The 21,110-nt window shown below is 75.0% G+C and carries 21 protein-coding genes; 11 read left to right on the top strand and 10 right to left on the bottom strand.

All coding sequences use genetic code 11. The annotated features are described in order from the left end of the window. The first annotated feature begins 79 nt into the window (after positions 1-79). Positions 80-688, top strand: coding sequence for an AAA family ATPase (locus ACFVXH_RS17305; protein WP_380743294.1), 609 nt, complete (start codon positions 80-82; stop codon positions 686-688). A 19-nt stretch (positions 689-707) separates the two neighbouring features. On the opposite strand, the gene ACFVXH_RS17310 is transcribed toward ACFVXH_RS17305, so the two are convergent. Then, positions 708-914, bottom strand: a complete 207-nt coding sequence (locus ACFVXH_RS17310) for a hypothetical protein (protein WP_380743296.1) — start codon at positions 912-914, stop codon at positions 708-710. Positions 915-1,201: 287 nt separating this feature from the next. Here ACFVXH_RS17310 and ACFVXH_RS17315 point away from each other — a divergent pair, with 287 nt between their 5' ends. From ACFVXH_RS17315 to ACFVXH_RS17325, 3 genes are all read left to right on the top strand, one after another. Next, entirely contained in the window at positions 1,202-2,410 is a 1,209-nt protein-coding gene (locus ACFVXH_RS17315; protein ID WP_387824418.1) for a proteinase inhibitor I4 serpin, read from the top strand. 152 nt (positions 2,411-2,562) lie between these two features. After that, on the top strand, positions 2,563-3,315 hold the full coding sequence (locus tag ACFVXH_RS17320) for a thioesterase II family protein (protein ID WP_049657441.1): 753 nt from the start codon (positions 2,563-2,565) through the stop codon (positions 3,313-3,315). A 154-nt stretch (positions 3,316-3,469) separates the two neighbouring features. Next, positions 3,470-4,753 (top strand): styrene monooxygenase/indole monooxygenase family protein, encoded by a 1,284-nt coding sequence (locus tag ACFVXH_RS17325; protein ID WP_387824421.1) that lies wholly within the window; start codon positions 3,470-3,472, stop codon positions 4,751-4,753. A 79-nt stretch (positions 4,754-4,832) separates the two neighbouring features. On the opposite strand, the gene ACFVXH_RS17330 is transcribed toward ACFVXH_RS17325, so the two are convergent. Genes ACFVXH_RS17330 through ACFVXH_RS17340 form a run of 3 tightly spaced genes read right to left on the bottom strand, consistent with a single transcriptional unit; the run spans position 4,833 to position 8,276 of the window. Continuing rightward, positions 4,833-5,534, bottom strand: a complete 702-nt coding sequence (locus ACFVXH_RS17330) for a FadR/GntR family transcriptional regulator (protein ID WP_387824424.1) — start codon at positions 5,532-5,534, stop codon at positions 4,833-4,835. A 10-nt stretch (positions 5,535-5,544) separates the two neighbouring features. Beyond that, positions 5,545-6,786 (bottom strand): MFS transporter, encoded by a 1,242-nt coding sequence (locus ACFVXH_RS17335; protein WP_387824427.1) that lies wholly within the window; start codon positions 6,784-6,786, stop codon positions 5,545-5,547. Then, on the bottom strand, positions 6,783-8,276 hold the full coding sequence (locus ACFVXH_RS17340) for an amidase (RefSeq protein ID WP_387824430.1): 1,494 nt from the start codon (positions 8,274-8,276) through the stop codon (positions 6,783-6,785). The genes ACFVXH_RS17335 and ACFVXH_RS17340 overlap by 4 nt, the downstream gene beginning before the upstream one ends. A gap of 230 nt (positions 8,277-8,506) precedes the next feature. Between ACFVXH_RS17340 and ACFVXH_RS17345 the strand changes: the two genes are divergently transcribed. After that, the gene (locus tag ACFVXH_RS17345) at positions 8,507-8,839 is read left to right on the top strand and encodes a PadR family transcriptional regulator (protein ID WP_079272352.1); all 333 of its coding nucleotides are present in this window, start codon (positions 8,507-8,509) and stop codon (positions 8,837-8,839) included. After that, positions 8,836-9,831: a hypothetical protein gene (locus tag ACFVXH_RS17350; protein ID WP_387824433.1), complete on the top strand. Its 996-nt coding sequence runs from the start codon at positions 8,836-8,838 to the stop codon at positions 9,829-9,831. Before ACFVXH_RS17345 ends, ACFVXH_RS17350 begins: the two co-directional genes overlap by 4 nt. A gap of 159 nt (positions 9,832-9,990) precedes the next feature. On the opposite strand, the gene ACFVXH_RS17355 is transcribed toward ACFVXH_RS17350, so the two are convergent. Further along, positions 9,991-10,614 (bottom strand): LysE/ArgO family amino acid transporter, encoded by a 624-nt coding sequence (locus tag ACFVXH_RS17355; RefSeq protein WP_049651185.1) that lies wholly within the window; start codon positions 10,612-10,614, stop codon positions 9,991-9,993. Positions 10,615-10,683: 69 nt separating this feature from the next. On the opposite strand from ACFVXH_RS17355, the gene ACFVXH_RS17360 reads away from it, so the two are divergent. Further along, entirely contained in the window at positions 10,684-11,601 is a 918-nt protein-coding gene (locus ACFVXH_RS17360) for a LysR family transcriptional regulator ArgP (RefSeq protein ID WP_074003582.1), read from the top strand. 26 nt (positions 11,602-11,627) lie between these two features. Here ACFVXH_RS17360 and ACFVXH_RS17365 read toward each other — a convergent pair whose 3' ends face one another. After that, complete coding sequence (locus tag ACFVXH_RS17365; protein ID WP_387824436.1) at positions 11,628-12,542, bottom strand: hypothetical protein; 915 nt, start codon at positions 12,540-12,542, stop codon at positions 11,628-11,630. A gap of 138 nt (positions 12,543-12,680) precedes the next feature. Between ACFVXH_RS17365 and ACFVXH_RS17370 the strand changes: the two genes are divergently transcribed. Then, the gene (locus ACFVXH_RS17370) at positions 12,681-15,083 is read left to right on the top strand and encodes an ATP-binding protein (protein WP_387824439.1); all 2,403 of its coding nucleotides are present in this window, start codon (positions 12,681-12,683) and stop codon (positions 15,081-15,083) included. Between the two features lie 271 nt (positions 15,084-15,354). On the opposite strand, the gene ACFVXH_RS17375 is transcribed toward ACFVXH_RS17370, so the two are convergent. Continuing rightward, complete coding sequence (locus ACFVXH_RS17375) at positions 15,355-16,134, bottom strand: NAD(P)H-dependent oxidoreductase (RefSeq protein WP_387824442.1); 780 nt, start codon at positions 16,132-16,134, stop codon at positions 15,355-15,357. Between the two features lie 162 nt (positions 16,135-16,296). Here ACFVXH_RS17375 and ACFVXH_RS17380 point away from each other — a divergent pair, with 162 nt between their 5' ends. Further along, entirely contained in the window at positions 16,297-17,187 is an 891-nt protein-coding gene (locus ACFVXH_RS17380) for a helix-turn-helix transcriptional regulator (protein WP_387824444.1), read from the top strand. A 15-nt stretch (positions 17,188-17,202) separates the two neighbouring features. On the opposite strand, the gene ACFVXH_RS17385 is transcribed toward ACFVXH_RS17380, so the two are convergent. Beyond that, positions 17,203-17,601: a VOC family protein gene (locus ACFVXH_RS17385; protein WP_074003579.1), complete on the bottom strand. Its 399-nt coding sequence runs from the start codon at positions 17,599-17,601 to the stop codon at positions 17,203-17,205. Between the two features lie 135 nt (positions 17,602-17,736). Between ACFVXH_RS17385 and ACFVXH_RS17390 the strand changes: the two genes are divergently transcribed. Both ACFVXH_RS17390 and ACFVXH_RS17395 read left to right on the top strand, forming a co-directional pair. Continuing rightward, positions 17,737-18,732 (top strand): helix-turn-helix transcriptional regulator, encoded by a 996-nt coding sequence (locus ACFVXH_RS17390; RefSeq protein ID WP_387824447.1) that lies wholly within the window; start codon positions 17,737-17,739, stop codon positions 18,730-18,732. Between the two features lie 141 nt (positions 18,733-18,873). Further along, positions 18,874-19,371, top strand: a complete 498-nt coding sequence (locus tag ACFVXH_RS17395; RefSeq protein WP_049651192.1) for a phosphoribosyltransferase — start codon at positions 18,874-18,876, stop codon at positions 19,369-19,371. Positions 19,372-19,693: 322 nt separating this feature from the next. Here ACFVXH_RS17395 and ACFVXH_RS17400 read toward each other — a convergent pair whose 3' ends face one another. Further along, the gene (locus ACFVXH_RS17400; protein ID WP_387824450.1) at positions 19,694-20,242 is read right to left on the bottom strand and encodes a hypothetical protein; all 549 of its coding nucleotides are present in this window, start codon (positions 20,240-20,242) and stop codon (positions 19,694-19,696) included. 156 nt (positions 20,243-20,398) lie between these two features. After that, positions 20,399-20,992 carry a TetR/AcrR family transcriptional regulator gene (locus ACFVXH_RS17405; RefSeq protein ID WP_387824453.1) on the bottom strand — a complete coding sequence of 198 codons (594 nt, stop codon included), beginning with the start codon at positions 20,990-20,992 and terminating at the stop codon, positions 20,399-20,401. Between the last annotated feature and the right edge of the window lie 118 nt (positions 20,993-21,110).

Here is a 21,110-nt window from a genome sequence, read left to right on the forward strand (position 1 = left end):
CGGCCGGGCGTTGTTGTTAGGGTTCCCGGTCGGACGTGAACGGGGGCTCGGACTGGTGAGCGGCGGGGTGGATGCGGTCGTGGCACCGCGCGGCGTGGTCGATCTGCGGGGCGAGGCCGGGGCGGGGTTCGTCACCGCCTACCCGGCCGACGCCGTCGTGGTGGTGTCCGGGCTGCCGGGGGCCGGGAAGAGCACGCTGCTGCGGCGCTGGTCCGGGGCGGCGGTCCGGGCCGTGGACCCGCGGACGGTGCACGAGGCCTGCGAGGCCGTGATGCCCGCCGCCCTGCCGTACGCGGTGTACCGGCCGTGGGCCCGGCTGGAGCACTTCCGGCTGCTGCGGTCCTCGGTGCGCGGCGGCGGCCCGCTGCTGGTGCACGACTGCGGCAGCCGCGCCTGGATGCGGCGCTGGCTCGCCCGGGAGGCGGCCCGCCGGGGCCGCGAACTGCACCTGGTGCTGCTGGACGTCGGCGCCGCCACCGCGCTGGACGGCCAGCGGGCCCGCGGCCGGCACGCCTCCGGCCGGGTCTTCGCCCGCCACCGCCGCAGCCTGGAGCGGCTGTTGGCCGCCTTCACCCGGCACGTGCGCGCCGGCGGCCCGATGCCGACCCCGGAGGCCTCGTCCGTCCTGCTGCTGGACGCGGCCTCCCGCTCCCGCGCCGAGACGGTCCGCTTCGGCGCGGCGGGCTGAGCCGGGCCGGCGGCCGCCGTCACCGACGGGCCCGGCGCTCGGCCTCGGCGTGCCACCAGCCGGGCGGGGAAGGTCCGTTGACGACCGCGGACGCCTGCTCGGGGTGCAGCCCGATCGTCCGCAGGGCGTCGGCGTCGACCCGGACGTCGAACCAGCCGCGCCACCGGCCGTCCGGGCCGACCCCGCAGAGCAGGTCACTGCGCACCGCATCGGCGGCGATGGGCATCCAGTCGATGCCCCGGTCGCGCAGTCAAGCGCGGAGGGCGGCCGGCGGGGTCGGGCGGCCGGGAAGGTTCTCGTACGCCGCGATGGTGATCCAGTCGTCGGGTTCGCTCATGCGGCCATGCTGACACGGATCGGATCGGGTCGGCAGTGGAAAAGGAGTCGGGGCGGCGGAACCCGCCTTCGCCGGGCGGGCGTTGGCGGCCGGGAGTGGCGTTAAACCGGTCGCCTCCCACCCGGGCCCGGGCCTACCCTCGGCGGCGTGCCGGACGATCGAGCGCAGGGGGGCGGATGAGCCAGGCCGAGGCCGTGAGGGTGGTCAACACGCTGGGCGCGCGCTGGGTCGGGCAGGTCGACCCGGAGGGTGGGACGGTCCTGATGCCGGCCGGTGTCTGGCCGCTGCTCGGCCTGCTGGCGCCGGCCGGAAGCCCCGCCGTCCAGGGCGAGTTGACGCAGGCCCTGGGTCTGCCGCCGGAGGCTGCCGCCGAGCGGGCCCGGGAACTCCTCGGTCTGCTGGAGGGCATCCCGGCGGTCGGCTCGGCCCTCGGGCTCTGGACGGGTGAGCGGCTGCGGCTGCGCCCGGAGTGGCCGGCCGGGCTGCCGGCGGGTGTACACGGGCGGCTCTCCGGTGACGTCCGGCAGGACCAGGCGCGGCTGGACGCCTGGGCCGCCCGGGCCACCGGCGGTCTGATCGACGCCATGCCGGTGCGGTTGGACCGGGAGACCCGCCTGGTGCTGGCCGCGGCGCTCACCGTCCGGACCGACTGGATCCGGCCGTTCGACGAGATCGACGGTCCGCCGGAGGGTCCGGCGGACGCCTGGGGCAGGCCCGTCCGGTACCTGTCGCGGTACACCTGCCTGCTGGACCGGGCCGCCGTGCTGGAGTCACCGACCGGGCTCGTCACCGAAGTGCGGGTGCACGGGTACGGGGACATCAGTGTCCATCTGCTGCTCGGCGAGCCCGGCGCGTCGCCCGGCCGGGTGCTGGCCACCGGCATCGAGGCGTTGAGCGGGCGCCACCGCCGGACCACCGCCGACCGCCTGCCCGTCGGCGCCCCCGGCCCCGGCCTGACGATCGACCGGATCCGGCGGTACGAGCCGGAGGACCTGTTGGCCGTGGACGTCCCGCGGTTCACCGTCGGGGCCGACCACGATCTGCTCGCCCGCCCCGACCTCTTCGGCCTGGCCACACTGGGGACCCGCTCGGAGACCGAGCACCGCCTGCCCGGGCTCGGCGGAGCGGAACCGCTGTTCATCGACGGCGCCCGGCAGCGCGCCACCGCGACCTTCGGCCCGGACGGCTTCCGGGCCGCCTCGGTGACCGCCCTCGGAGTCGCCGGGAGCGGCGCCGCGCGCCCGCGCCCGTCGTACCTGCGGCGGATCGTCCGGGCCGGTTTCGGACGGCCGTTCGGCTTCGTCGCCGTCCACCGCACCTCCGGTCTGCTCCTGGCCGCGGGCTGGGTCACCGATCCGGACCCCGCGACCGGTGTCCGGGCCTGAACCTCCTGGCAGGCAGGCCCGGGCGGCCGGAGGGGCACCGGCGAGAACCGGCCTGCCGGAGGGTCATGATCGTCACTTCGCGCCCGCGGCGGGGCCCGGCACTGCCAGACTGGGGCCTGCAGAGTCCGTCACGGAGAGAGGTCGCACCCCGCATGTCCAGCAGCGCCGTCGTCGAGAATCCGTGGTTCCGCAGATTCAACCCGTCCGACTCCGCGCCCGCCCGGATCGTGATCTTCCCGCACGCCGGCGGCTCGGCCAGCTACTACCTGGAGTACGCCAACGCGCTGGCGCCGCACGCCGATGTGCTCGCCGTCCAGTACCCGGGCCGGCAGAACCGCATCGGCGAGCCGACGATCGGCTCGGTGACCGGCCTCGCCGAGCAGCTCGCCCGGGAGCTGCGGGAGTGGGCGGACCGGCCGCTCACCTTCTTCGGGCACAGCATGGGTGCGGCCGTCGCCTTCGAGACGGTCCGCTGCTTCGAGCGCGACGGCGTACGGGGGCCGGACCGGCTGGTCGTCTCGGCCGGCCGCGCGCCCTCGCTGCCCCGGACGACCAGGGTCCACCAGCTGCCGGACGACGAACTGCTCGCCGAGATCTCCGCGCTCGGCGGCACGGACGACCGGATCTTCGCCGTGCCCGGCCTGCGCGAGCTGGTCCTGCCGAGCCTGCGGGCCGACTACATGGCCGTCGAGACCTACTGCAGCACCCCGGACGCGACCGTGTCGCTGCCGATCACCGCCCTGGCGGGGGAGTCCGACGCGCACGCCACCGTCGACCAGGTCGGCCAGTGGGAGCGGCACACCACCGGCCCCTTCGACCTGCGGGTCTTCCAGGGCGGGCACTTCTACCTGGCCGACCGGACCCACGACGTGGTGGAGGTGCTCACCGCGCACCTGCGCGGCTGAGCCGGCCCGGGGCACCCCGGGTGGCCGGGGCGGCGGCGCGGTCCGCACGCCGCCGCCTCCTTCGAACGGATGCGCCCGCCACCGGTGACCGGAGTGCGCCCGCTCGACTACTGTGCCTGCTTGACGGACCGTCAACAGACCACCAGGAGGCAGCGTGCGCCGGATCGCCGTCGTCGGAGCGGGCCAGGCCGGCCTCCAACTCGCGCTCGGGCTGGTGGCGGACGGGTACCGGGTGACGCTGGTCGCCGAGCGCACCCCGGAGCAGCTGCGCGGCGGCCGGGTGCTGTCCACCCAGGCGATGTTCGGCCCCGCCCTGCGGATCGAGGCGGCGGCCGGGCTGGACCTCTGGGCGGAGCGGGCACCGGCCGTCTCCTCGGTGGAGGCGGTGCTGGCGGCGCCCCCCGGCGTGCGGGCGCTGGAGTACACCATGACGCTGGACGAGCCCGCCCAGTCGGTGGACCAGCGGCTCAAGCTGGCCGGCTGGCTGGAACTGCTGGCCGAGCGCGGCGGCGTGGTCGAGTACCGCACGCTGGACCGCGGCGGGCTGCACGAGCTGGCCCGCCGGCACGAGCTGACCGTGGTCGCGGCCGGCCGCGGCGCCCTGTCCGGGATCTTCGAGCGCGACGCCGGCCGCTCGCCGTTCGACGGGCCGCAGCGGGCGCTGTCCTGCCTGTACGCGCACGGCGTCGGCTCGCCGGACCCGGCCGCCGGGCCGAGGGCCCGGATGAACGCCCTGCCCGGCCTAGGCGAGCTGTACCTGCAGCCGGCGCTCACCCTCTCCGGCCCCTGCGACATCCTGCTCTGGGAGGCGCTGCCCGGCGGCCCGCTGGACGCGTTCGGCGATGCCCCGCCGCCGGATGTCCAACTGGCCCGGATCCGCGAGCTGTTGGCCGAGTACCTGCCCTGGGAGGCGGAGCTCTGGACGGAGGCCGAGCCGACCGACGCCGGGGCCGGGCTGTTCGGCGCGGTCACCCCGGTGGTCCGGCGCGCGGTGGCGGAGCTCGGCTCGGGCGTGGACGCCGTCCACGTGCTGGGCCTCGGCGACGCGGTGGTGGTGACCGACCCGATCGCCGGACAGGGCGCCAACAACGCCGCCCGGGCCGCCGAGGCCTACCGCCGGGCCGTCGTGGAGCACGGCGACGCCCCCTACACGGCCGACTGGATGTGCCGCACCGCCGAGCGGTTCTGGCAGCAACAGGCCCGCCACAGCGTCGAGTTCACCGCCGCGATGCTGACCGTGCCGGACCACCTCCAGGGGGTGTTCGCGGCCGCCGCCGAACACCCGGAGGTCGGCCGCCGGCTCGCCAACACCTACGCCGAAGCGCGCGACTACGCCGCCTGGCTGGCCACCCCCGAGCTGACCGCCGCCTACCTGGCCTCGGTGGGGAGCCAGGTGGGGCCCGGTGATGCGGATGGGCCCGGCGGCTCCTGTCGGTAGGAACCGCCGGGCCCGGGGGCCGTACGAGGGCACGACCGGCCTTCCGGGCCCGAGGCGGTCGGGCGCGGGTGCGGCCGGCTCAGCGTGGTCCGGTGCCCGTGGCGCGCAGTCTGTCGAGGGTGTGATCCAGGTTGGCCTGGGTCGCCGCGACGGCGGCGTCCGGGTCGCCCGCGGCGATCGCCTCGATCAGGGTGCGGTGCGCATGGGTGATGCCCTCCGCTTCGACGCCGTCGTGGAGCCGGTTGTCGGCCACCACGTGGCCGGCCGCTTCGCGCAGCGCGTCGACGAAGGAGTCGAAGAGGCGGATGAGCACCGGGTTGTGCGCCGCCCGGACGACCTGGCGGTGCAGTTCCAGGTCGGTCTCGACGAGCTCGGCCGGGTCGGCGGCCGCGTCGCGGGCGGCCAGCGCCGCCCGGAGCGCGGCGACGTCCGCCTCGGTGCGCCGCTGCGCGGCCAGCCGGCCCGCCTCCACCTCCAGCGCCGCCCGGACCTCGTACACGTCGAAGACCTCCGAGCGCCGCAGCTCCCGGTCGAACTCCGAGACCGGGGCGGCGGCGGCCACGTACGTGCCCGAGCCCTGACGGGCGCGCAGCTGGCCGTCGGCGATCAGCACCCGGACGGCCTCGCGCGAGGTGGTCCGGCCGACTCCGAGGAGTCGGCTCAGCTCCACCTCACCGGGCAGTTTGCTGCCGACCGGCCACTCGCCCGTGCCGATCAGTCGGCGCAGCTCGGCCGTGGCTTCCTCCACCAGTGAGCGATGGCGTACCGGGCGAACAGTCATGAGGACGACCCTATCGTCCTCCGGGTGCCGCACCCGTGGCGGCCTGCTCGTTCACCCGTTCCGGGGCCGGTTCCGGCCCCTGCTCCGGCCCCGCCTCCGGCAGTACGCGGTCGCGCAGCCGCAGCGCGGAGCCGAGTCCGAGCGCCAGCACGCCGAGGACCAGGGCGAGGACGGTCCGCAGGCCGTGGGCGTCGGCCAGGCCGCCGAGCGCCGGTGCGGCGAGGCCGCCCACGGACATGGCGAGTCCGAGGGTCAGCCCGCTGGCGGTGCCGGGCCGGGTGGGCAGGTAGTCCTGGGCGAGTGTCACCTGCGGGGCGAAGGGCAGGAACATGGCCAGTCCGAACGCCACCGCGCCGGCCATGGCGACCGCGACGGAGGGTGCGAAGGCCACGGCGGCCAGGGCGGGGACGGCCAGCAGGTAGCCGGTGCGGATCGGGGTCATCCGTCCGTGCCGGTCGCCGAGCCAGCCGCCGAGCAGGGTGCCGGCCGCCCCGGCCAGGGTGAGCAGGGTCAGCGCCGCGGCGCCGGTTCCCGTCGAGCCGTGGAGGTCGCGCTGGATGTGGAGGGCGAGCATCGAGGTGACGGTCACGTAGGGGATCGACCAGGCGACGGTGGTCGCGGCGAGGCGTCCGAACGCCCGCCAGTCGTCGCGGTGGGAGCTCGTCGCCGAGCCCCGGGCGGCGGCCGGGGTCGCCGGGGTGTGGCCGCGGTACCGCAGCCAGCGGCCCTGCGCGGCCCACAGCAGGGCCGTCACCAGCGCCGGGACGGCCAGCAGCCAGCTGCCGCCCAGGCCGTACGCGCCGACCACGAGGGTGACCAGGGCCGGTGCCAGCGAGGCGCCGAGGGTGCCCCCGACGGAGAACAGGCTCATCGCCCGCTGGGACTGTCCGCCGGCGACCCGGGCCTGGTTGGTGGCGGCCGGGTGGTAGGCGGCGATGCCGATGCCGGCCAGGGCGGCGAAGAGCCAGGTCAGCGGGTAGCTGTCGGCGAGGGCGGCGCCGGTGATCCCGGCCGCGGCGGTGAGGAAACCGGCCGGGATGAGCCAGCCGCGGGGGCGGCGGTCGACCAGCAGGCCGAACAGCGGCTGGACCACGCTGGACAGGCCGCTCGCGGCCAGGGCGATGCCGGAGACGGCGGTGTAGCTGTAGTGCCGCTGGGACATCAGGAAGGGCAGCAGCGCCGGGACGGCGCCCTGGTAGAGGTCGTTGACAATGTGGGTGCCGGTCAGGAAGGCCAGCTGTCCGCGCTTCACCGCGTCCCCCGCTCGGGCCGCGCCGTGTTCTGCCCGGTCGCCCGCTCCAGTACGGCCGCCTGCCGGGCGGCGTGGTGGTGCCAGGGCCGGGCCCGTTCCAGCTGGGCGCCGAGGGAGAGCAGGAGGCCCTCCTGGTGGAGCCGGGCGGTCAGCATCACGCCGATCGGCAGTCCGTCCGGGGTCCAGTGCAGCGGCAGGCTGATCGACGGCCGGCCGGTGAGGTTCGCCACCGGCGTGCGCGGGGTGACGGCGAGCATCCGGGCGTAGGTCCGCTCCGGGTCGTCCGGGTCGGCCAACGACCCGACCGGCAGCGGCGGTTGGTCCGTCGTGGGGCTCAGCACCGCGTCGAAGCGGTCGTACCGGTGGCAGATCGTCCGGGCGGTGGCGGTCAGCGAGGCCATCGCGGCGGCCAGCCGGCCCGCGCTGTGCTCGTTGCCCCGGGCGCGCAGCCAGCGGGTCAGCGGCAGCAGCCGGTCCTCCCGCTCCGGCGGGACGGGCACGGCGGCGGCCAGCATGCTCCACAGCACGGTGAAGTCCGGCACGTACTCGGCGGGGTCGAACGGCGGGGCCTCCTCCACCCGGTGGCCGAGGTCGGCGAGCAGGTCGGCGGTGCGGCGGGAGGCCAGCGCGGCCTCCGGGTGCCACCCGTCCGTCCGGGGCAGGACGCCGATCCGCAGCGGGCCGGGCTCGCGTTCGACGCAGGACCTGAAGTGGCCGGCGGGGGAGGCGGGCAGGGTGCTGCCGTCGCCCGGGACGCTGCCGGCCATGACGTCCAGCAGGAGGGCCGCGTCCAGTACCGTCCGGGCCAGCGGGCCGGCGGTGGCCAGCCCGAAGGCGTCCGTGCCGGGGGCGGTCGTCACCCGGCCCCGGCTGGGCTTGAGGCCGACCACGCCGCAGGCGGCGGCCGGGATCCGGACCGAGCCGCCGCCGTCGCTGCCCAGGGCCCCGGCGGCCAGCCCGGCGGAGACCGAGGCGGCCGCCCCGCCGCTGGAACCCCCGGCGCCGCGGCCGGGGTCGTACGGGCTGCGCGCGGTCGCGTGGACCGTCTCCGTGTAGGCGGAGCAGCCGAACTCGGCGGCCGTGGTGGTGCCCAGCAGTACGCCGCCCGCGGCCCGGAGGGCGCCGACCACGGCGGCGTCCTGCGGAGCGACGCGGTCGTCGAAGGCGGCGGAGCCCGCGGTGAACGGGAGCCCGCCGACCGGCCAGGTGTCCTTCACCGACAGCGGCACGCCGAGCAGCGGCGGCAGCCCGGCGCCGTTCCCGGTCCCGGTCCCGGTCCCGGCGCCGTCCCCGGCGGCGGCCAGCCGGGCCTCGGCCGCACGGGCGGCCCGACGGGCGCCGGGCGCGTCGACCGTGCGGTAGGCGCCGAGCACGCCGTCGAGGTCCTCGATCCGGCGCAGGTGGTGGTCGACCAGTTCGGTCGGCGAGACGGTGCGCCCGCGGATCGCCGCCGCCTGTTCGGCCAGCGTCAGGGCATGGAGGTCTGACATGATCACTCTCCCCAAGTAGTCCTCAGGTCCCCAGGTCTTCAGGTCCTCTGAGGACTTCACCATAGAGGCGGGCCCGACTCGATGGCAAGGCAAGCCTTACCGGCTGCCCGGGTGCGCGTTGGTCCTGGCGGATGAGCGGTGCGTGCCCCTCCCTCGCCTCCGATCGCACCCGCTCTTCCGGACACTACGGTGACCGTACTATGGTGATCGGCGTGACGAAGAAACGCTCCATGCAGGAGCCCACCTTCCTGCTGCTCACCGCCCTCGCCGACCAGCCCCGGCACGGCTACGCGCTCGGCGACGAGGTCGCCGCGATCTCCGACGGCCGGGTCCGGCTCGGCGCCGGAAGCCTGTACGGCACGCTCGACCGACTGCTCGCCGAAGGCCTCATCCGGGTCGAACGGGAGGAGACGGTCGACGGGCGACCCCGCCGCGTCTTCGCCCTCACCCCGACCGGCACCCAGGCCCTCACCGACGAGAGCCGGCGGCTGCGGGCCGCCCTCCGCGAGGCCGACCGCCGCCTCGCCATCACCCGGAACAGGCTCGCGGGAGGCCCGGCATGACCGCGCACCAGGACCACCAGGACCACCAGGATCACCAGGAGCAGAGCAGGGAGGGCCGCCTGACGGCCCACCTGCTGCGCCGCGCCCTCGCCCTCTACCCGGCCTCCTACGGCACCCACGCGCTGGCGGAGGTCGCCGATCACGCCGAGCGCCGCGTCCGAACCGCGAGTCCGCTCGCCGCCCTGCGCGAGGTGGCCGATGTGGCGGGGCACGGCGTCCGGGTCCGGCTCGGCCTGGTCTCCCACCGGCCGGCGGGCCGGGCCCTGGCCACCGCGGCCCCGCTCGCCGCCGCACTGGCCGGCGGCTACGCGGCCGTACACCTCTATTGGGCGGTCCGGGCCGCCACCGACCCGGACGGCGGGATGCGCGTCGGGTCGCTCGGCGCCACGATGGCGCTGCTCGTCCCGGCGGTGCTGATGGCCGTCGCGGCGCTGACCGGCCGTTGGACGGCGGCCCGCGCCCTGGCGGCGGCCACCGTCGTGGCCCCGCTGCTCGTCCTGCTCGCCGGCCCCGAACTGCCCGGTGCGCACGCGCGGGGCCCGCTGACCTACGGTCTGGTCGGCCCGGACACGGTGCTGTTCGCGCTCAACGCCCTGGTGCTGCTGGCCGCCCCGCCGGACCGCACCACGCGACCGCGCTCCGCCGTACCGTGGGCGGTCGTGCTCACCACCACGGCAGCGGACGTCGCCCTCGTCCTGGTCTCCGGCCCGGGGGAGGGGGTGTTCTTCCGGACCGGATTCCCCCTCGTCGCCCCGGTGGTCGTCGGCGCGGCCGTCGCCTGCACCACCCGTACGGTCCGCTCGGCGGCCCTGACGGCCGTCGTCCTGGGGGTGCCGCCCGTGGTCGCCCCCACGCTGACGGGCTACTACGTCATGAACGCGACCGCTGTCCTGTTCCTGGTGGTGCTGTTCACCGTCGGGTACGCGGTCGCCCTCGCGGCGGTCCGGCTGACGGGCCGGTTCGGCCCGCGGACCGACCCGCAGCAGCCCTGATCCCCGGGCACGGCCCCGGCCCCGCGTCGTGAACCCGCGCGTACGCCCGCGGGTCCGTATGGCGTCGGACGAAGGGTGGCATCCGGCCTGGTCGGGTCGGATGCCACCATGGCCGGCCACCCACGCGGGTGGCAGCCGGGGCCGGTGGGTCAGGGCGCCCTACGCCCCGGCGAGGAGCATCCCGCCCATCGCCAGCATGGTCGCCGCGACCAGTCCGTCCAGCACCCGCCAGGCCCTCGGCCGGGACAGGACGCCGCTCAGCAGCCGGGCGCCGAAGCCCAGGGCGGCGAACCAGCACAGGCTGGCCAGCGCCGCGCCCGCGCCGAAGGCCCAGCGCAGGTCGCCGCGGTCGGAGGCGAGCGAGCCCAGCAGGAGCACGGTGTCGAGGTACACGTGCGGGTTCAGCCAGGTCATCGCCAGGCAGGTGAGGACCGCTCGCCGGACGGAGCCGGTCTCCGGTCCGCCGCCGGTGAGCGCGGCCGCCGGATCAGGGCGCAGCACCCGTCGGGCCGCCAGGAAGCCGTAGCAGAGCAGGAACGCCCCGCCGACCAGGCCCACCGCGGTCAGCGCCGCGGGCCAGGCCGTGACCACCGTGCCCACCCCCGTCACGCCGAGCGCGATCAGCGCCGCGTCCGAGACGGCGCAGATGGCGACGACCGCGAGGACGGCGTGCCGGCGGGCGCCCTGGCGCAGGACGAACGCGTTCTGGGCCCCGATGGCCACGATGAGGGAGAGTCCGGTACCGAATCCGGCGAGTGCGGCGGCGATGGTGCTGCTGGTCATGGGTCCGACCGTATGGACCGCGTATAGATGAGTACAGCTAAAGATTCTAAAGTAACCTTAGCCGTACTTATGGACGAGCTTCCCCTGGACCAGGTCCGGACCCTGCTCGCGGTGGTCGACGAGGGCACCTTCGACGCCGCGGCCGCCGCCCTGCACGTGACCCCCTCCGCCGTCAGCCAGCGCGTCAAGGCCCTGGAACAGCGCACCGGGCGGGTCCTGCTGATGCGCACCAAGCCGGTGCGCCCCACCGAGTCCGGCGAGGTGGTGGTCCGGTTCGCCCGCCAGCTCGCCCGGCTGGAACGCGACGCCCGCGCCGAACTGGGCCTGGCGGCCGAGCAGGGCCCGGCCCGGGTCCCGATCGCGGTCAACGCCGACTCCCTCGCGACCTGGTTCCTGCCCGCGCTCACCCGGGTGCCGCAGGACCCGCCGATCTGCTTCGAGCTCCACCGGGAGGACGAGGCCCACACCACCGCCCTGCTGCGTGAGGGCCAGGTGATGGCCGCCGTCACCTCCTCGCCCGACCCGGTGGCCGGCTGCACCGTGCGGCGGCTCGGGCTGGCCCGCTACCTGGCCGTGGCCACACCGGAGTTCGCGGCCCGTCATCTCACCGGGGACCTGGCCGAGGATCTGGGCCGGGCCCCCACCGTGGCCTTCGACCGGCGCGACGAGCTCCAGGACGAGTTCGTCCGGTCCCTCACCCGGGGGCGGTCGGGCGCCGGGCGGATCCGCCACCTGGTGCCCGCCTCGGACGGGTTCCGGGACGCGGTGGCCGCCGGTCTCGGCTGGGGCCTGGTGCCCGAACCCCAGGCCGAGCCGCTGCTGCGGTCCGGGCGGCTGGTGGAGCTGGCACCCGCCCGGCCGATGGACGTCCCCCTGTACTGGCAGCAGTGGAAGCTGGACTCGCCCGCCCTGTCCACGGTCGCCGAGGCCGTCGCGGCGGCCGCCGCCGAGGCCCTGCGGCCCGGGCCCACCCGCCGCCGGCCGTAGACCGCTTGGGGCTCGGCCCGCCCTCGCTATCCCTCGTGTCCTTGGTCCTGCCCGTTCCGCAGGGCGGCGCCGTGGGCGAGCAGGACGCTCAGCGCCACGTAGTCCGATCCGGGGCGGCGGACGGGCACGAACACCTCCAGCCGGTCCCCTTCGGTGCGGTAACCCGCCTTCGTCGCGCGCCCCGACAGGGCCCGGCTGCCGACGTGCGAGGCCAGTCCCCGGACGTCGAGCCGGACACCGTCCGCCGGGCGCGCGGAGACGAGGGCGATCCGGGACCAGGCGATCGGCGCGGGGAACGGGGAGAGGGTCATCCCCTCGGCGGTGAAGGTCAGGGCGCCCCAGCGGAACGACCCGCCCGCGCCGAGCTCGTCCAGGAGGCGTTGCGCACGGGCCACGGCGACGGACTGCGTCGCGTCCGAGACGAAGCGCGCGCCGGTGGTGGGGTGCGCCTTCGTGATCATCCGCCAGAAGCCGCACTCCTCCTGGACCCTGATGTAGTCCAGGCCCCGGAGGCGGATCCGGCCGCCCGAGTGGGGGCGGATCACGGTCTTGAGCACGTCGTGCGAGTGCGCCGAGTTGAAGTGGACGGACACCCGGGTCGACTCGACGGAGGCGATCTCCTGCCACGCGTACCGCAGCGTGCGGCGCCCCGGGCGGCGCAGCTCGAAGCCGTGCTCGTACTCCCGGATCCGGATCCGGGCGTGCCGCACGCACAGGGCGAGGCACCCCAGGGCCGCCACGGGCAGGGCCCAGAACGCGAGGCGGAACGAGGAGTCCTCGTCGTAGTACTTGCCGACGAGGGAGCACAGCACGCCGAACAGGATGAGGAGCACGACCAGCGCGGTCGTCGGCCTGCGTACGTAGGCCCCCTGGTAGGTCCACACCCGCTGCCCCAGCAGCCGCCCGCTCCGCTCCGACCCCGCCGCCGTGCCTGCCGTCACCACACACCTCGCATAGCCGTCCGATACCGCGTCGTCGAGTCTCGGGCGGGTGCGTGCGGGGGACAACGGGAGAACTACTCAATTCCCGCACGCTTTCCGTGCCGGTACCGTCAGCGCGCGTCCGTAGGATGACCACCCATGGGAACGGGGGCAGCCGCGGGGACGTTCGCCGGCCTCGGCGGCTTCGACGCCGAACTGACGCCGCTGATCGGGCGGCGGGCGGACACGGCCCGGATCGCCCGGCTGCTGTCCGGCGCGCGTCTGGTGACGCTCAGCGGCACCGGAGGCGTGGGCAAGACCCGGCTGGCGCTGCGCGTGGCGGCGGACGCGGCGCGCTCCGCCTTCCCCGACGGCGTGTACGTCGCCGAACTCGCCGACCTCCGGGACCCGGAGCTGCTCGCGTCGAGCGTCCTCGGCACCCTCGACGTGGCGAATCCGGGGCACCCCGGCGCCGGCGCGGCGGCCGTCCTCGCCGCCCGGCTGCGCGAGCGGCGCGCCCTGCTGGTCCTGGACAACTGCGAGCACCTGGTCGACGCGTGCGCCCGCCTCGCCGACGCGCTGCTGCGGGCCGCGCCCGGACTGCGCGTCCTGGCGACGAGCCGGCAGCCGCTCGGCATCGCGGGCGAACAGGTCTTCCCCGTGGAGCCGTTGCCGGTGCCGGACGCGCGGGCGGGTCACGGCCTGCGCGACCTGAACGGCAATCCGGCCGTCGCGCTGTTCGTCGACCGGGCCGCCGCCGTGCTGCCCGGCTTCACCCTGACCAGGCCGGACGCCGCCGCCGTCGCCGAGCTCGTCCGCCGCCTGGACGGGCTGCCCTTCGCGATCGAACTGGCCGCCGCCCGCATCCGGAGCCTGACGCCGCAGGAGATCCTGGAGCGGCTCACGGACCGGTTCGCGCTGCTCACCGGCGGGAGCAGCGTCGCCGCCGACCGGCAGCGCACCCTGCGCGCGTTGATCGACTGGAGCCACGAACTGTGCACGGGGCGCGAGCGGTTGCTCTGGTCGCGGGCCTCGGTGTTCCGCGGCGGCTTCGACCTGGAGAGCCTCGAACGGGTCTGCGCGGACGCCGAACTGCCGCCCGCCGCCCTGCTCGACGCCCTCGATGGCCTGGTGGCCCGGTCGATCGTCAACTGCCGCCACGTGCGGGGACGTTCGCGCTACCACATGCTGGAGACGGTACGGGAGTACGGGCACCAGCGGCTGGCCGCGTCCGGCTCGCTCGACGCCCTGCGCGGCCGTCACCGGGACCGGTACGCCGAACTGACCGCACGAGCAGGGCGGGAGTGGTTCGGGCCCCGGCAGGTCGACTGGTTCACGCGCCTTCGCCTGGACCATCCGAACCTGCGCGCCGCTCTGGGGTTCTGCCTGGACCGGCCCGGGCAGGCCCGGGCCGGTCTGGCCCTGGCCGTTTCGCCCCGGCACTACTGGATGACCGCGGGCCTGCTGTCCGAGGGGCGCCACTGGCTGTCGCAGCTGCTCGCCGCCGACCACGCGCAGGACGGCGGTGACGGCGACGGTGACGGCACAGCGGGCCCGGATGCCGCCGTCCGCGTCCATGCCCGGGTCACCGACACGTACCTGCGCATCCTGCAGGGCGACCCGGACGCCGACGTACGGCAGGCGCTCGCCGCGTGCGAGGCGGCGGCCGAACAGGGCGGCCACCGGCAGGAGTTGGCGTGGGTGTGGCACCACCACGGGATCCTCGCCGTCTGGCGCGAGGACTACGCGAGCGCCGCCGAACTGTTCGCGCGGGCGCGCACCGAGTTCCGCGCGCTGGGCTGCCTCGACGCGGCCCTCGAATGCCGGGTCAAGTTCGCCATCGCGCACGCCTGCGGGGGCGAGGCCGCCGTGGCCGAGGAGGCGTGCGGCGAGGTCGAGGCGGCCGCCCGCACGCACGGCGAGTCATGGCTGCACGGCATGGCCCTGCTCGCCCGCGCCCTGCTGGCCCTGCGCGCGGACGCGCCCGCCGACGCGACCACGCACGCCAGGGCGGCCATCGCCCGGCTGCGCCCGTTCCAGGACTGGTGGGACGTGGCCATGTGCGTGGAGGTCATCGCCTGGAGCACCCGGAACGACCCGCGGCGCACTGCCCGGCTCCTGGGCGTGCTGCACCTGTTGTGGGAGTCACTGGGCGGGCGGCTCGGCGCGGCGCCGTTCATGCGCACCCAGCACCTGCGCCTGGACGCCGCGGTACGGGAGGCGCTGGGCGCGGCCGCCTTCGACCGGGAGTTCCGCCGCGGAGCGCGCGCCACCGTGGACGAGGCGATGGCCCACGTCCTCGACGACCCGGCCGGGGTCCCGGGACTGACGAAGCGCGAGAGCCAGGTCGCGGAACTGGTCGCCGAGGGCCTCACCAACAAGGACATCGCGGCGCGCCTCACCATCGCGCAGCGGACCGCGGAGAACCACGTCGAACGCATCCTGGGCAAACTGGGGCTCGCCTCGCGCACGCAGCTGGCGGTGTGGACGTACGAGCAGCGAGGCGGTCCCGCCCGGGGCCCGCGGCGCCGGGGGCCCACGGAGCGGTCGCTGGCGGACTGAGTCGGAGAACTGGGTTGTTCAACCCAGCCGACGGACTTGGTCGTTCGACCCAGCCGATGGACCGGGTTGCTCGACCCAGCCGCCAGACTGGGTTGTCCGACCCAGCCGGCGGACTGAAGTAGCAGACCGAGCCGACGGTCCGAGTCGGTGGACCGAGCCGACCAACTGAGTCGGTGGACCGAGCCGACGAACTGAGTCGGTGGACCGAGCCGACCAACTGAGTCGGTGGACCGAGCTGACAGACCGAGTCGGGGGACCGAGTCGACCGCCCTCAGCCGCGCACGTGCAGCCCGAACCCCGTGCGGCCCGCGGGCTCCAGCCCCTCCTTCAGGTGCAGCGAGGGGATCTCGTAGTCGCCGAAGTTCTGCCGCCGGAACGCGATCGGCTCGGTCGACTCCAGGGTGAGCAGGCGCTGCTCCCAGGCCCGGGCGACGGCCGGGTAGTCCTCGTCGGTCATCCGGTCGCTGCCGTACAGCACGAACGGCGGCAGCACCTCGATGCCCGGGTAGTAGAGGACGCCGTGCTGGAACGGGAACAGCAGATCGTCGAAGGGGCCGCTGATCCCGCGAGCGGCGTAGTGCGACTCCGGGCCGCCGACGGTCACCGACAGCAGCGCCCGCCGGCCCGCGAGGGTGCCCTCGCCGAAGCGCTCGCCGTACCTGGTGGCGCTGTGCTCGCCGACGCCGTACGCGAAGCGGTAGGTGAACACCCGGTCCACCCACCCCTTGAGGATCGCGGGCATCGTGTACCACCACAGCGGGAACTGGAAGACGATCGTGTCGGCCCACAGCAGCTTCTCCTGCTCGGCGAGGACGTCCGGGGAGAGCGTGCCGGCCTCGAAGGCCCGGCCCGAGTCCAGGGCGACCTTCAGCGGACTCGAGGCCTCGGGGCCGTAGTCCGCGGCGTCCACGACCGCCTTCCAGTTCATCGCGTACAGGTCGCTCACCCGTACCTCGTGCCCGGCGGTCTCCAGGGTGGACACCGCGAGGTCCTTCAGCGAGCTGTTGAGCGACTTCGGCTCCGGGTGGGCGTGGACGATCAGCGTCTTCACGGGGGACTCCTTCGAATCGGATGCCTCCGATCCTGGACGCCGCGGCGCCCGGCGTTCAGGGGCGCCGCTTCCGTCGGACCGGACTTCCTGGTACCGGCAGGGCCACCCTCACGGGCACCCGAGCCGGCCGTACGGGCGCCCGCCGCGGCCATACTGAGGGGCATGGACGATCTCGCGGGCTTCCTACGGACCAGGCGTTCCCGGGTCGATCCGGCCACCGTCGGCATCCCCACCGACAGCCGCCGCCGGGTCGCGGGGCTGCGCCGCGAGGAGGTCGCGCACCTGTCCGGCGTCAGCGTCGACTACTACGTACGCCTGGAGCAGGGCCGCGCGACCCAGCCCTCCGAGCAGGTCCTCGACGCGCTCGCCCGCGTCCTCGACCTCGACGAGACCGAACGCGGGCACCTCTACCGCCTCGCGCGGCAGCGCCGCCGCCGTGCGACGGCGCCGGGCAGCCGGGTCCGGCCGGAACTGCTGCGCGTCCTCGACCTGGTGGCCGGCGCACCCGCGCTGATCATGAACCACCGCCTGGACGTCCTCGCCGGGAACCGCCTCGCCGGACTCCTCCTCGGCCGCCCGATGCCGGGCCTGAACACCGCCCGGCACATCTTCCTGGAGGAGGCCGACCGCGGCCTCTACGCCGACTGGGAGAACTGCACCCTCGACGTGGTCGGGCACCTGCGGCTGGCCGCCGGCCAGTACCCCGACGACCCCCGACTGGCCTCGCTCATCGGCGAGTTGGCGATGGGCAGCGAGCGCTTCCGCCGCCTCTGGGCCCGCGCGGACGTCCGCGCCCGCACCCACGGGCGCAAGGCGTACCGGCACCCCCTGGTCGGACCGCTGGAACTGCACCAGGAGAACTTCGCGCTGCCGGACGAGCCGGGCATCGAGCTGCTGGTGCTGTCCGCGGCCCCCGGCAGCCCCGCCGAGGACGGACTGCGCCTGCTCGCGGGGCTGGGCACGGACACCGGCGAGCCCCGCGGCGCGGCGGCCGTCGGTGCTGCGGGCGCCGCGGGTGACGAAGACCTGCTTCGGCGGGCGGGGATGGCGTAGCGGCGGGGTGCCCCGTCAGCGGGTGAACTTCGCGATGGCCGCCGGGGTGACGGGCGTGAAGAAGTTGACGAGGTTGCCGTCGGGGTCGCGGAGCAGCAGGGAGCGGTTGCCCCAGGGCATCGTGGTCGGCTCGGTGACGAAGTCCGTGACGAACCCGGTCAGGTCGCGGTGGACGCGGTCCACGTCGTCGACGAGGAACTCGGTGATGACGCTCTGGTTGGCGGCCGGGCGGGCGGAGCCCGGGGCGAACAGCGGGACGGTGCGGGTGCCCGCGATCGCGAGGGTGGCTCCCGGGGTCCGGAGCTCGGCGAAGTCCTCGGTGGCCCACTCCGCCCGTACCTGCGTGGCGCGTTCGTAGAACTCGACCAGGCGTGCGACGTCGCCGGTGATGATGCGGATCGAAACGAAGTCCATGGTGTCCTCCTGGGACGGGGGCGGAGCCGGCCGCGGTCGCGCGGCTGAGTGCTGGTGCCGCTGAGCGGCCGTGCGCTCCGCAGACTAGGAGGGATAGTGGACAGAACCTGTCCACTATCCGCCTAGGCTGTGGACATGTCCCGACCCACCGGCCGTGTGCTGACCCTCCTGGAGCTGCTGCAGTCGGGCGGTACCCGGACGCTGGCCGAACTGGCCGACCGCCTCGGCGTCGACGGGCGCACCGTGCGGCGCTACGTGGACCACCTGATCGACCTCGACGTGCCCGTGGAGTCGGTGCGCGGCCGGTACGGCGGCTACCGGATCTCCCCGGGCTACCGCCTTCCCCCGCTCATGCTCGGCGAGGACGAGGCGCTCGCCGTGCTGCTCGGACTGCTCGCCGGACGCCGGACGGGACTGGCGACGGCCGAGCGCACGGCGGGCGAGACTGCTGCCGCCAAGATCCGCCGGGTGCTGCCCCGGCACGTCGCGGCCCGGCTCGACGCGCTCCTGGACGCCCTCTCCTTCACGGACGGCTCCGACGGGGACGCCGCCCCGGACGCCGGGATCCTGCTCACCCTCGCCGACGCGGTGCGCCACCGCCGGCCGGTCTCCCTCAGGTACACCGACCGCGACGGCCGGCCCAGCGAACGCATGCTGCACCCGTACGGGATCGTCGCCCACGCGAACCGCTGGTACGTCACGGGCGCGGACCCCGGGATCGGCGAGGACCGGACCTTCCGGCTCGACCGCGTCACGGACGCGAGGGCCCTGCCCGGCACGTTCGACGCGCCCGCCGGCCCCGACCCGGCCGACCGCCTGCTGTCGGGCTTCGCCACGGCCGACTACCGGCACGAGGTGACGCTGCGCATCCACGGCACGGCCGAGCAGATCCGCGCCCACCTGCCCGCCGGCGTCGCGACACTGGAGGACCACGACCCGGCACCGGCACCGGACGGGGACCCGACCGCCGAGCGCTGGCTGCGCGTCGAGCTGCGGGCGGAGCGCCTCGACTGGCTGCCGCCGCTCCTCGCCGCGATCGACCGGCCGTTCGTCATCGAGCGCCCGGAGGAACTGCGCACCCTCGTCACCGCCCTCGCCGACCGCCTGGCCTCCCACGCCCGCCGAACCTGACGGCACCCGCCCGACTCCCCGCGGGCCGGCCGCCGTGGCCCGGGGAACCGGAGCGCTCGGCCGACGTGTGAAGCACCACACTTCCGGTCCAGAGCGTGCCGGAACTCGCGGCCCGGCCGACGGCCAAGGACACTGATCGTCGTGACTGATGTGCGTGAGACCCTGGATTACCAGACCTTCGGGCGGGCGGTGCGCGAACTCGCGCAGACGATCGCCGACGACGGCTACGAGCCCGACCTCGTCCTGAGCATCGCCCGCGGCGGGGTGTTCGTGGCGGGCGGTCTGGCGTACGCGCTGGACTGCAAGAACATCCACCTGGTGAACGTCGAGTTCTACACGGGCGTGGGCACCACCCTCGAGATGCCCGTCATGCTGGCGCCCGTTCCCGCCGCGATCGACTTCACCGACAAGAAGGTCCTGATCACCGACGACGTCGCCGACACGGGCAAGACCCTGCGGCTCGTGCACGACTTCTGCCTCGACCACGTCGCCGAGGTCCGGTCCGCCGTCATCTACGAGAAGTCGCACTCCCTGGTGAAGTGCGAGTACGTGTGGAAGCGGACCGACGACTGGATCGAGTTCCCGTGGTCGACGGAAGGACCGGTCGTCAAGCGCGAAGGCCAGGTCCTCGACGCCTGACCGGAGGCCTGACCGGAAGCGGTCCGCGCCGGACGCCGGGACGCCCCCAGGCCGGGACACCCCCAGGGCGGACTCCCGCGGAGCAGAAAAAATCGGAAGGGTTGGGACCTGTCACCCCTTCGGGGGGTGGAGCTGGCGCGCGCGGGCAGGGGTGCGGCAGCATCGGGGCGGGAGCCCGGTCCTGGCAGGACCGGGGGTGGTTGAGGAGCGGGTGCCCGTCGTGGTGACGCGGGCACCCGCTTGGCGGTGTCCTCGCTGATACCGGTGCTCGCAGCCGGCACCGGTGCTCGCACCGCCCGCCCGATGCGTGACGACCGACGACCTACACCTCGTCGTCCCGGTCGCCGTCCTGCGGCGTCTCGCCGAACCGCTCCTGCGCCTCCGCCGACCCGCAGCCGAAGGCGCGGCCGATGTACTCCCAGGTCATCAGGTTGTGGTGGGCCCTGCGGCCGGCCAGCAGCGCGGTCGAAGCGGCGGCGCGCTCGAACCGGCCGGCCGCACGGGCGGCGGCGTACGGCCTGCTCTCCGTCAGGTCGCAGATCCGGTCCACCAGCGCCGCGATCAGGTCCTCGACCTCGCGCGGCACCACACCCTCGGTCAGGTCGACGTGCGACTCCCAGTCCGCGAACGGCCCGGTGGCCTTGCCCACCGCCTCGGTCGCCGAGTCGTCGCCGAAGTCCAACCGGTGCACCTGCTCGCCCCGCCAGCCGCAGCTGCAACCACCGCGCACCGCGGTGGCCCGGGGGCCGTCCGCACCGTTGTAGAGCCACCAGGTGGTGCGCCCGTCCGGCAGCGGCTCCGGCTCGCTGCCGTCCGCCAACACCGCCGCCGGGAAACCCCGGTGGCGTTTGCTCTCGTCAACCCATGGCATGCCGTGTCCCTCGCGTCCCTGGAGTACAGCACCAGGGTTCTCAGCCCGTGGCGCAGTGTCAAGGCTTCGCGACAATCGGTGCGATCCGCGGATCACAGGGGCCGCGGCCGGGAGCACGCGGCGCCTGTGCGCGCATCGGGGCTCTCGCGGATCGGGTCAGCTGCTCGGATGGGAGGCCGCCCAGCCGTGTTCGAGCAGGGCGAAGGCCTCGTCGGCGGCCCGGCGCGGTTCGGGGTGCTCCAGGATCAGGTTGCGGGCCGCCAGGGCGAACCGGGCCAGGGCGACGCAGCTGACGTCGTCGTCGGGCGCGTCCACGGCCTGCGCGATGGCCCGCGCCAGGGCCGTTTCGTGGCGGGTCCACATCCGTTGGGAGTAGTCGCGCAGCGCGGGGGTGTCCTGCACCAGGCGGGTGAAGTCGGCGAACCGCGGGTCGGCGGCGTGAATGGCGAACCGGGTCTGGTTCAGCAGCAGGTGCTCGCGCAGCGCCTGTGGGACCGACCGGCCCGGGGGCCGCTCGCGCACGGCCGCGACGAGGGCCGCCTCCAGGTCGTCGTCCTGGTCGAAGACCAGCGCCTCCTTGCTGGTGAAGTGCTTGAACAGGGTGGTCACCGAGACGTCCGCGGCGTCGGCGACGTCCTTGACACCGACCTGGTCGTAGCCGTGTTCGAGGAAGAGTTCGAGTGCGGCGTCGGCCAGGGACTGGCGGGTCTGGGCCTTCTTGCGCTCGCGGCGCCCAATCGCTTCGGTCACCCGACCACCATAGCCCGAAGTGCATCCACTCTGAAAGTGTAGTCATTGCACTTATTTAGTGAGTGTGCTTTCTTGGTGGTGTCGGGCCGCCCGGCGACCCGCCCACCACCGGAAGGAC

Source organism: Kitasatospora sp. NPDC058184 (assembly GCF_042883725.1).
Classification (GTDB): Bacteria; Actinomycetota; Actinomycetes; order Streptomycetales; family Streptomycetaceae; genus Kitasatospora.

Excerpts from the sequence above, each read along its gene's own strand:
- ACFVXH_RS17310 (WP_380743296.1), bottom strand. The coding sequence starts at position 914 with ATGCCCATCGCCGCCGATGCGGTGCGCAGTGACCTGCTCTGCGGGGTC.
- ACFVXH_RS17315 (WP_387824418.1), top strand. The coding sequence starts at position 1,202 with ATGAGCCAGGCCGAGGCCGTGAGGGTGGTCAACACGCTGGGCGCGCGC.
- ACFVXH_RS17320 (WP_049657441.1), top strand. The coding sequence starts at position 2,563 with ATGTCCAGCAGCGCCGTCGTCGAGAATCCGTGGTTCCGCAGATTCAAC.
- ACFVXH_RS17330 (WP_387824424.1), bottom strand. The coding sequence starts at position 5,534 with ATGACTGTTCGCCCGGTACGCCATCGCTCACTGGTGGAGGAAGCCACG.
- ACFVXH_RS17340 (WP_387824430.1), bottom strand. The coding sequence starts at position 8,276 with ATGTCAGACCTCCATGCCCTGACGCTGGCCGAACAGGCGGCGGCGATC.
- ACFVXH_RS17345 (WP_079272352.1), top strand. The coding sequence starts at position 8,507 with ATGCAGGAGCCCACCTTCCTGCTGCTCACCGCCCTCGCCGACCAGCCC.
- ACFVXH_RS17350 (WP_387824433.1), top strand. The coding sequence starts at position 8,836 with ATGACCGCGCACCAGGACCACCAGGACCACCAGGATCACCAGGAGCAG.
- ACFVXH_RS17355 (WP_049651185.1), bottom strand. The coding sequence starts at position 10,614 with ATGACCAGCAGCACCATCGCCGCCGCACTCGCCGGATTCGGTACCGGA.
- ACFVXH_RS17360 (WP_074003582.1), top strand. The coding sequence starts at position 10,684 with ATGGACGAGCTTCCCCTGGACCAGGTCCGGACCCTGCTCGCGGTGGTC.
- ACFVXH_RS17370 (WP_387824439.1), top strand. The coding sequence starts at position 12,681 with ATGGGAACGGGGGCAGCCGCGGGGACGTTCGCCGGCCTCGGCGGCTTC.
- ACFVXH_RS17380 (WP_387824444.1), top strand. The coding sequence starts at position 16,297 with ATGGACGATCTCGCGGGCTTCCTACGGACCAGGCGTTCCCGGGTCGAT.
- ACFVXH_RS17385 (WP_074003579.1), bottom strand. The coding sequence starts at position 17,601 with ATGGACTTCGTTTCGATCCGCATCATCACCGGCGACGTCGCACGCCTG.
- ACFVXH_RS17390 (WP_387824447.1), top strand. The coding sequence starts at position 17,737 with ATGTCCCGACCCACCGGCCGTGTGCTGACCCTCCTGGAGCTGCTGCAG.
- ACFVXH_RS17400 (WP_387824450.1), bottom strand. The coding sequence starts at position 20,242 with ATGCCATGGGTTGACGAGAGCAAACGCCACCGGGGTTTCCCGGCGGCG.